The sequence below is a fragment of the Dactylosporangium sp. NPDC048998 genome, from assembly GCF_043197855.1.
Taxonomy (GTDB): Bacteria; Actinomycetota; Actinomycetes; order Mycobacteriales; family Micromonosporaceae; genus Dactylosporangium.
Map to the genome: position 1 here is coordinate 1 of NZ_JBICTV010000101.1, position 1,388 is coordinate 1,388.

A 1,388-nucleotide genomic window follows, 5' to 3' on the forward strand; every position below is an offset into this window, starting at 1 on the left:
CGCGTTGGCGCGCGGGCTCTACTCGATTCCTTGGACATGGAGCGCCGCCGGGGGGTACGCCCCCGACGCTCATCCACAGGTTTCGAGCATTGCTCGAACGGGGCGATGCCGGTGCGCGGCTCGCAGCGGCCGAAGACCTTGCCCCGGTGGACGTCCCAGGCGGCCAGGTAGGCCAGGGCGCCGCCGCGGTCGTATTCGTGTTCCACCCGCATCAGCCGGGCCCGGCCAGGTGGCAGGGTGGGATGGCAGCGGCAGCGGGCCTGAATTGAGGTTTTCTCGTCCGAGCAGAGTACGTAGTCGTCGTCGCCGAGCGGCTCGCCGTCGAAGACGCCGGCGTACAGGTCGAGCACCGTCGCTGCCCGCGGCGCGAAGTCGGGGCTGCGTGGCGCGATCCAGGACCGGTGCTGCCAGGGTTTGATCGCGTCGGCGGCCAGCCAGCGGGCCACGGTGGAGGCGGAGATGTCCTCCACGATGCCGGCGGTGACCGCTTCGTCGGCCAGGTCGGCGGCGCTCCACCTCGACAGCGGTACCCCACGGGTGGCGGGCAGCTCACAGGCGAGGGCTTTGACCTGGACGGCCTGCACCGCGGTGAACTGCCGTGGCCGGCCGGAACGCTCCGCGTCGGCCAGCCCGGCCAGCCGCCGGCGCCAGAACCGGGACCGCCATTTGCGGACCGTGTCCACGTGGACCCGCTGTTGCTCGGCGATCGCGGTGTTCGCGCCACCGCCGGCAGCCGCAAGTACGATCTTCGCCCGCAGCATCATCCGGGCCTGTGTGGTGGGTCGGGTCATCGCCTCCAACGCGGCGCGCTCATCGGCGGTCAGCTCGATCTGGTACGGACTCGATGGGGACACCGGCATGTTCTGCCAGATCATCATCCGCGGCACCGCAGCGACACGCCGGGTAGATAGGGCAGGATCGGAGGCTGTGCCAAAGTCACCACCGGAGTCGACCAAAACCAGCCTGCGGCAACGTCTGACCCGCCACGCCGAACAGCGCTGGCCTGCCCTGACCGCTGTGCACGTGCGCTACCACGGCGCATTCGCCTACATCAGTGGACAACTGGCCGACGACACTGCCCTGCCGCTATGCCGGCTGCGTTACACCGGCTCCGCCAGCATCTGGGGTTTCGCGATCTACCTCGCCAGCCGCGACGGCTACGAAGACTCGTTCCTACCCAACGGGCTACCTGCCGGCAGCCCCGAAGACGCCCTCGACTGCGCCTGCGGCCTCTACCTCAACGACCCCACCGCCTGGCTCCAACCCCCGACGAATTAACGCCGAGGACCACTTAGAGGTCGCACAAATAGGTGGACGTTCATGGTCGGCGGGTGGGACGGGTGTCCCAGCGGTAGAGGGTCCATGCCTGGCGGATAAGGCTGCGTACG

2 protein-coding genes are annotated in these 1,388 nt (G+C 69.1%); one reads left to right on the forward strand and one right to left on the reverse strand.

Translation table 11 applies throughout. The features are described 5' to 3' along the window. Nucleotides 1–878 (reverse strand): IS630 family transposase (locus tag ACGFI8_RS47995; RefSeq protein ID WP_392815819.1); only part of this gene is annotated, 878 nt, incomplete at its 3' end. A gap of 49 nt (nt 879–927) precedes the next feature. Between ACGFI8_RS47995 and ACGFI8_RS48000 the strand changes: the two genes are divergently transcribed. Further along, nucleotides 928–1,278 (forward strand): hypothetical protein, encoded by a 351-nt coding sequence (locus tag ACGFI8_RS48000; RefSeq protein ID WP_392815822.1) that lies wholly within the window; start codon nt 928–930, stop codon nt 1,276–1,278. The last annotated feature ends 110 nt before the right edge of the window (nt 1,279–1,388 follow it).